Annotated in this window: 4 protein-coding genes; 3 read left to right on the top strand and 1 reads right to left on the bottom strand. The window is 73.1% G+C overall.

Translation table 11 applies throughout. The features are described 5' to 3' along the window. The first annotated feature begins 164 nt into the window (after positions 1-164). From ACFV57_RS13590 to ACFV57_RS13600, 3 genes are all read left to right on the top strand, one after another. A complete protein-coding gene (locus tag ACFV57_RS13590; RefSeq protein WP_385230012.1) occupies positions 165-3,098 on the top strand; it encodes an NACHT domain-containing protein in 2,934 nt (977 codons plus the stop codon). A gap of 119 nt (positions 3,099-3,217) precedes the next feature. After that, positions 3,218-3,772: a hypothetical protein gene (locus ACFV57_RS13595; RefSeq protein ID WP_385230015.1), complete on the top strand. Its 555-nt coding sequence runs from the start codon at positions 3,218-3,220 to the stop codon at positions 3,770-3,772. Positions 3,773-3,916: 144 nt separating this feature from the next. Continuing rightward, positions 3,917-6,796: a hypothetical protein gene (locus tag ACFV57_RS13600; RefSeq protein ID WP_385230017.1), complete on the top strand. Its 2,880-nt coding sequence runs from the start codon at positions 3,917-3,919 to the stop codon at positions 6,794-6,796. 211 nt (positions 6,797-7,007) lie between these two features. On the opposite strand, the gene ACFV57_RS13605 is transcribed toward ACFV57_RS13600, so the two are convergent. Next, entirely contained in the window at positions 7,008-8,237 is a 1,230-nt protein-coding gene (locus ACFV57_RS13605) for a M20 family metallopeptidase (RefSeq protein ID WP_385230019.1), read from the bottom strand. Positions 8,238-8,337: the final 100 nt, after the last annotated feature.

Consider the following 8,337-nt stretch of genomic DNA (forward strand, 5'->3'; position numbering starts at 1 on the left):
CCGGCATCCCGCTCCGCGCCTCCCGCCCCGGCACCCCCCCGCCTCCCGCTCCCCGTCTCCCAACTCCCCACCGACCGGCAGCCGTACGCCGATCACCGGTCGGCCCCGGACGGCGCCCCGTCCGCGATCTGTTCCCGGCGCGGCGCGGGCGGGATGATGTGCCGGTGGACCCTCTGACCGGCATGCTCACGGCACTCGCGGGACGGGGCGCGGGGGAGGCGGCGAAGCCTCTCCTCGGGCGCGTCAGACGGGAGTTGGTCAAGCGCGGGCTGAAGAAGCCCAAGGACGCCGTCGGGGTGCTGGCCACCCTCGACGGACCGCACCGGGGCCGTTTCGCCCCACCGCTGGCGTCGGTCGACGAACTGCCGCCCGGTGTCACCCACGCCCGGATCAGGAAGCTGGCGCAGGAGCCGACGTTCACCGCGCTGGCCCGCCAGCTGATCGCCGTGTACCTGTGCTCGGACGACGGGCGGCGCGAAGGGGAGAGCCGGGAGGAGGTGAGCGTCAGCCTCCGGGAGCAGGAGCGGCGGGAGAGCCGGCGGCAGATCGAGGAGGGGCTGCGGATCTTCTTCGACGAGTCGCTGGGGCCGGCGGGCGCGCAGGGCTTCGGCCCGTATTTCCGTGCGTTCTTCGCGGTGTTCGACGAGAACTGCCGGAGCGTCGCGTCGAAGATCAGGGACAAGTGCGCCGGACCCGACCAGGGCTTCGCCTGGGCCGGTCACACGCTCACCCTCGCCACCGTCAACCGCGTCGAGCGCAACGTCGCCAAGCTCCAGCACATCGCCGCCCTGCACCGTACGCAACGGGCGCCGGCCGAGGAGCGGGAGCGGTGGCAGGAGGAGTACAACGAGGCCTTCCGGTACCGCAACGAGCGGATCGAACTGCCCGACCTGGAATTCCGTACGCTGATCCACTACAGCAAGATCTTCGTCAAGCCCACGGTCTCCATGCTCACCATGGCCTCCGGCGGGGAGTCCGAGACCGGGCTGTCCCGGGAGGCGGTGTGGCGCCAGGACTTCTCCGGCCTGCTGGACGCCCTGGACCGGACGGTGATCCTCGGCGATCCGGGCGCGGGCAAGTCGACGGTGAGCCAGGTGCTCGCGTGCCAGTGGGCCGCCGAGGGCCGCGGGGTCGCGTTCCTGCTGAAGGTGCGGCAGCTGACGTTCAGCAGAAGCGGTTTCCACCTGGTCGCCGAGATCGAGCGGGTGCTGCGCGACGTGTACCAGAAGCCCGCGCCCGCCGGACTGGTCGAGGAACTGCTGCTGAACGGTTCGGCACTGGTCATCTTCGACGGGCTGGACGAACTGCCGACGACCGTACGGGGCCGCGATGCCAGTGACGTCATAGAGGCGGCGGGCAGCGCCTATCCGCTGTCCCGCTTCATGGTCACCTCGCGGCGGCTCGGCTACTCGGCGGTCCAGCTGGACCAGGAGGTGTTCTGCGACTACGCCCTCCAGCCGTTCTCCGACGGCCAGGTGGAGGAGTACGTCGGCAAGTGGTTCACGCGCCGGGCGGGAGCCCGCGACGAGACGGTGGACCTGCTCGTCGAGAATTTCATGGAGCAGAGCAAGACCATTTACGACCTGCGCCGCAATCCGCTGATGCTGGCCGTGATCTGCCTGTTGCACGCGGGACACAACGAGATTCCGCGCAGCCGGCCGAAAATCTACCGGAAATGCGTCGAACTGCTGCTGCGGACCTGGGACTCGCACCGGGGAATCGGAGAGCCGGTGTGGGACCTGGAAGCGCTGGAGGTGGTGCTCGGCGAAATCGCGTACCACACCCTGCTGTCACCGGAGTTCCAGTACGGCATGGAGCGGGCGCAGGTGCAGGAGATCGCCGTCACGAACCTGCTGACGGAGGCCGTGCCGGACCGGCCGACCGCGGTCCGGCTGGCCAAGCGCATGATCGACCTGTGCAGGGGCCGGGCCTGGATGTTCACCGACACCGTCGGCGGCCGGCCGGGCGAGGAGCGGTACTCCTTCGCGCACCAGAGTTTCCAGGAGTACTTCGCGGCTCAGTTCCTCGTGCGGCACGCCGCTACGCCGGAGGAGGTCGGTGAGGAGATCGCCCGGAACATCGCACACGGGCGCCTGGAAATCTTCTCGCAGATCTGTCTCTCGCTGGCCGCCGCGAAATTCGAGCGGGGCGCCTCGCGCGTCTACACGCACTGTCTGCGGCGTGGTGCGGCGGACGAGGGCGGTACGGTCCCGGATTCCGGGGCCCCACACATGTCGGCCGCCGAGACCGGACAAGCCCAGGTCGTCGAATTCCTCGCGAAGAGCGCGGACATCGTGATGCTGAACGGCGAGGCGCTGCAGACCATCGCGGACCGGGTCGTCATGCGCCTGACCCGCGGCGCGCAGACCCTGCTCGCCCGGTACCTGCTGCGGGCCGACTTCCGGCACGCGGACTCGATGCAGCGCCTGATCGCGGACTCCTTCCGTACGCTGCGCAGCCAAGAGCCCCGCGCTTTCGACGCGGTGGTGAGGAAGAACCTGTGGGCCTGGGAGCTCTGTCTCCAAGAGGGCGTCATCGGGCCGAACCCGGGGCGGGGCCTGGTGCCGGAGGTCGTCCGGCTCTTCGACGGCGGGCTGCACCACCTGCGGGGCGGCGGCGCCTCGTGCACCGCCCTCTGGATCGCCGAGCAGCTCGGGAATCCCCGGCCCGACCCCGCCGTGCGCGACCGCTGCGTCCTCATCCTGGAAGGCCTGCGGGACCTGGCCGAGACCGGGCGCATCGTGCAGGGCGAGGCGCCGACACCGCCGTACGACCTGTTCAAGCGGAGCGAGCAGAACGCGCACACGGTGTCGTCGGCGCTCCTGCGCTCGCCCCGGCACTCGGCGGAGGCCGCCGCCGGGCTCGCCTACCTGGCCATGGCCTTCTGCGAACTCATGGCCCAGAACCAGCCCGGTGTCATCACCGAGTCCCACCGCGTCCTGGACGGCTTCATGCGGGCGCGGGCCACGCGGAGGACGGAACACCTTCCGCCCGGTATCAGCAGGCTGAAATACAGCGACCGGCAACGGATCGAGGAATGGGCGGTCGGCCGCGTCCAGTTCTTCGAGTGGGTCGACTGGAGTGTGGAGGTCTCCTGAGGCGACCGGGCCGTGGCGCCCGGAGGCGAGGCAGCCCGGTCACCTGTTCGCTTGGCCGCCCGGTGCCGGGTCCCTAGTCTGGAGTCTCGGCTCGTCCGTCCGAGCCTCGGGGGAACTCCATGGACGAAAAGCCCGCACCGTCCGGGGCCGCCGCCCCGCCCGCCCTGAGCGTCCGCGACCTCGCCGGGCGCGTGGTGTCGAGCTGCGCACCGGAGGAGGCCGCGTACTTCGATCTGACCGCCGACGCCTACTTCGCGCACGCCGCACGACGCCGGGTCGTCCGGTGGCCGTCTTCGCGCCGGGTGCCCACGGGGTTCGGCGACCCGGAGGCGGCGGCCCTGGTCACCTCCGTCGTCCTCGCGGTGCTCACCGGCACGGCCTCGGACCTGCTCGCCGGCTGGTTACGTGCCGCCACCGGCCGCCGTCGGTGGTGGCGGCGCCGTCGCCCGGTGACCGGACACACCCGTCTGGTGGCACCGGCGGACGCCGACTGGGACACCCTGGAACGGCAGATAGCGGCGGCTGCCCTCCGGGCGGCGGCCACGCCCCGGCAGGCCGCGGCGATCGCGGCGGCCGTCCGCGCGGAACTGGAGCCGTCCGCCCCCACCGAGGAGTCCCCGGAGGGGCCGGAGCCCCCGATCGTCCCCGCGCCCGCCCCCGCCCCGACGGAATGACCGGCCATGACCGGCGCCCAGGCCGCACCGGGCCCGTACGGCGGACGACCACGACCGGACAAGCCCCCGCCTGACACGCCCCCACCTGACGTACCCCCGGCCGACAGGCCCCCACCCGACACGCCCCCGCCGCCGTCCGCCACCGTGACCCGCTTCGCGCTGCTCGCCGTCACCGTTCTCGCGGCCTCGACGCTGCTGCACTCCAGCACGCTGTTCATGGTCGAGGAGGCTCTTGGCCACTCCCGGCAGGAGCAGCAGACCGCCTGCGCCGACGCGGTGCGCGAAGCGGCCCGGAACGCGGCGGCCGACGCGGCGCCGATCGCGGTGCGCGGGGCGGCCGGAAGCCCGTTCGGCGGGGCCGCCGCCCGCTCCACGGAAGCGTTCGACCCGGCCGCCGTGGCCCGCGACTTCGAGGGATGCGTCCAGGGGATCGCGGTCTCGGTCGTCCTGAAGACTGCCGTACTGATCCTCCTCACCTGCGCGGTGGCCGTCACCCTCTACCTCGCCCACGCGCGACTCGCCCGCACCGGCCCCGCTGTCGGCCTCGACCGGCTGGCCGCGGACCCGCGCCGCGCGGCCGTCGCCCGCGTCGTACGGCAGGTGCTGGCCGACACGGCCGCGCCCGCCTCGGTCACCGTGGTCTTCGCCCCGCTCCAGCACGGCCGTACAGGCCGCTGCGTGGGCTTCCCGGGCCGCTACCGCGTCGTGCTCTCCCTGGCGCTCGCCGTGCACCACGAACAACACCCGCACTTGCTGCCCGGCGTCCTCCGCCACGAACTGGCGCACGTCCGCAACCGCGACATCGGCATCACGCAGCTCACCATCGCCCTGTGGTGGGCGTTCCTGACGACGGTGGCCCTGCCGGCGCTCCTGGCCTCCCTCCTGCTCGGACCGCTCGACATCCGTTACGCGGTGGCCGAGACCGGGGTGGCCCTGCTGCTGCTCTGGTTCGAGCGGGCGGCCGTGCTGCGGGCCCGGGAACTGCTGGCGGACGCGGCCGTACAACACCCGGACTATCCGGAGGTACTGCGCACCGCTGCGGCGCTGCCCGGGAGCACTCGCGAACGCGCGGGCGCGCTGCGGCCGTTGCGCGCTCTCCGGCGCTCCGGTACGCCCGGGTGGCCCGGCACCCCACGCAAGCGGACCGCGCCGCGGTTTCGGCGCTGGATCTCCTACCACCCGGACTGGACCCTGCGGGAGCACCGCGTCACCCATCCGAACAGCCTGCTCGCCCCCTCCCTCTTCGAAGCGGCAGCGGCCGGAATCCTGGTCGGTTTCGGCTACCAGCCGCTGTCGTCGGCCGTGGAGTCGCTGTGGCCGACGGGGCCGCGGCTACAGCCCTGGCTGGTCGGCACGTTCTACGGCGTCCTGCTGTCCGGAATCCTCGGGCTCGCGGTGTGGCGGGCCGTATGGCGGTCCGTGCTGGACGGCGGGCCGCCCGTCCGTACCTTCCCGTCGGCGGCCGCCGCGACGGCCGGAATCCTGGCGGGGCAGGTCCTGTTGCCACTGAACCCGCCGGTCGCGGTGTGGCGGACCGTGGTGCACCACGCTCCGGCGGTGGGGATCGCCTGGGCGGTGGCGCTGCTCGTCATGGTGTGGGGGTTCACCGCCTGGCAGGCGGTGACCGCCGAATGGTGGCTGGCCGGTGGGGTGCGCCCGCGCCGGGGCGCCGTGGTCGTGGCGCTGCTGGCGGGGCCACCGCTGCTCGGCTACCTGCTCGGACGCTGGTTCTTCGACCTGTCGGGGCTGCTGTTCGCCCAGACGTCGGGCCGCTATCTGGCGGCGAGTGTCCTGGGCCGTGTCATCGACAACCTCACCATCGGAGCCATGGCCGTGGCCGTGCTGTTCGCCGCCGCGCCATGGATACTGCGCGGGCTGCGCCGAGGTGCCGGGTGGCGCGCGGCCCACCGCCCGGCCGTGCCCGTGCCGGCCCCGCGGTGGTGGGTGGTGGGGGCGTGCGCGCTGGCCGTGATTCCCGTGTTCCTGCTGGCGGGAAGCCCGTTGCACGCGGATCTGCTGGCCGGACTGCAACGGGTCACCGAGCAGGCCCGTAGCGGACGCAACCCGGCCGAATTGCAGTCGGGCTACGCCCCGTTCCTCCCCACCGCGCTGGTCGGCGCGGGCTGCATCGCGCTGGCCGGGCTGACGGTGGCGCTGACGGGGCGGGGCACACCGGCCTCGGGCCGCCGGATGCGCGGACGCTTCCCGCTGCTGCTGCTGGGCGCCGCCGCCGCTGCGCCCGCTGCGGCTCCACTGGTGCTGTTCCACGTGCAGCTGGCGATCTGCGGCTGGAGCGACATCGAGGCGTGCTTCACCGAACGGCTGCCCTTGCGGGAGGCCGTGGTCTTCGGTCGCTGGATGCTGTTGTGCGGTGTCTATGTCGGCTTGGCGTTCCTGCTGGTCACCTTCGCCGTACAGGGCGCCCTCCCGCGGCTTCCGCGCCTGTCGCGTCTCCCACGACGGGCGCAGGCGGCGCCGCCTCCGCGACAGCGGGCGCCCCTGCTCCCGCCCCTCCGCGGACGCACGGGGCCGGTCGCCCTGCGATACCTCCGCGGTGCCCTCGTGACCTGCGGTACGGTCCTGGCCGCCGCCAGCTGCGCCGCGTTGGCCGTGGGGCTCACCCCGGCCCAGGTCGACATGGAGCGGATGCCCGTCGCGCGGGCCGCTCTGGAGCCGTACCTGGTTCTGCGTCCCGGCACCGTGCCGTGGGACCGGGCGTGCGCCGAAGGGGTGCGCAGGGACCTCCAGGTCGACCTGAACGTGGTCACGGACGAGGGCCTGGATTACTGGTGGGCCGGGACCGTGACGGTCTTCGGGTCGAGCGACGACCCCGGGCTGGTGGCCCTCGCCGTCGCGGGGCGGGAGAGCCTGCTCGGCGCCGACGACCTGGACATCGCGCAGGCGCTGACCGACGCCGAGCTCTACTGCGCGTACCGGCTGCAGGAACGGGGCGCCGCGCGCGAGCAGGCGCGTCCCGCCGGCCACCACCCGCGCCGGGAACAAACTTCGGATCACGGCCAGTAGCAAGTGAGCTCACGCCGTGGTCTGTGGGACGGGGACGCAGGAGCCCGATGTGGTGCCCTTCCCTGAAGGAGAAGCGTCATGAGGAAGCCGACCGTAACGGTGATGTTCCGGCCGGCCGGTGTCCCTGTGCCGGCAGGACTCGGCACGCCGAGCGCGCCGGCCGCGCCACCCCGGGCGCAGAACCCGGTCGCGGCGGACAACCCGACGGGAATCATCCGTCTGCAGAACGTCGCCACGAGCAACAGTAGGAAAGAGCCACCGCCCCGTGCACGGCGGCGCCGACGGCCAGGGCCTCCTCGTCGTACACGACCCGGCTGGAGTGGTTGTCGGGCACCTGCCCGGCGGCCTGCCCCGGCGGGCACGCGCCGAGGAACGCCATGGCCCCGGGGACCCTGCGCAGGACGAACGCGAAGTCCTCCGCCGCCATGATCGGGTGGGGCAGCAGACCGACCCGCCCGGAGCCGAGGGCCCCCGCCGCCGCGCGGGTGACCAGGTCAGTGAATCCCGGGTCGTTGGTGACCACCGGTGTGACGTCCGGCAGTTCCACGTCGGCGGTCAGCCCGTGCGCCGCCGACACCCCCGCCACGACCCGCACGATGCCCTCGCGGACCTTCTCGCGGGTGGCGTCCGACAGGGTGCGGAAGGTGCCCGCGATCTCCGCAGTGTCGGGGATGATGTTGGACGCCGTACCGGCGGTGATGCGGGTGACGGTGAGCACCGCCGGTTCGAAGACGCTGACCGTACGGGTCACCATCGTCTGCAACGCCTGGACGATCTCGCAGGCCACCGGCACCGGATCGAGCCCCCGCTGCGGCGCGGCGGCGTGCGCGCCCCGGCCGTGCACGGTGATCGCCAGCATGTCCGCGGCGGCGGACTGCGGGCCGGGCCGCAGGTGGACCGTGCCGGACGGATGCCGGGTGGTGATGTGCAGGGCGAACGCCGCGTCCACCGTTTCGCCGTCCGGCGTCTCCAGCACGCCTTCCTCGATCATGGGCTGCGCGCCCTCGCAGATCTCCTCGGCGGGCTGGAACATGAACACCACCCGGCCCGCCAGCCGTTCCGCGCGGGCGGTGAGCAGCCGGGCCGCGCCGAGCAGCATCGCGGTGTGGGTGTCGTGCCCGCAGGCGTGCATGATCCCCGGCGTACGGGAGGCGAAGTCGAGCCCGGTCTCCTCGGTCTGGGGCAGCGCGTCCATGTCGGCGCGCAGCAGGATCGTGCGGCCCGGCCGGGCGCCGGTCAGCGTGGCGGTGACGGAGGTGAGCCGGTCGCCGGTGGTCACGGTCAGCGGGAGGCCGGACAGTTCGCGCAGCACCGTCCGCTGCGTACGGGGCAGGGCGGTCCCCAGCTCCGGCGCGCGGTGGATCTCCCGGCGTACGGCGGTGATCCGCGGCAGCATCCGCCGGGCGTCTTCGAGGAGCGTGCGGTCGCCGTCGTCTCCCATGGGCCCATGATGAGATCGCGGCGCCCGTACGGCCAGAGCGCCGCACCGGCCGCGCGCCGCAAGGCCGACGGCGGTGGGGGGGGGGGCCCGGCGGCCCCCC

This window comes from Streptomyces sp. NPDC059788, from assembly GCF_042732265.1.
Lineage (GTDB): Bacteria > Actinomycetota > Actinomycetes > Streptomycetales > Streptomycetaceae > Streptomyces.

Excerpts from the sequence above, each read along its gene's own strand:
- ACFV57_RS13595 (WP_385230015.1), top strand. The coding sequence starts at position 3,218 with ATGGACGAAAAGCCCGCACCGTCCGGGGCCGCCGCCCCGCCCGCCCTG.
- ACFV57_RS13605 (WP_385230019.1), bottom strand. The coding sequence starts at position 8,237 with ATGGGAGACGACGGCGACCGCACGCTCCTCGAAGACGCCCGGCGGATG.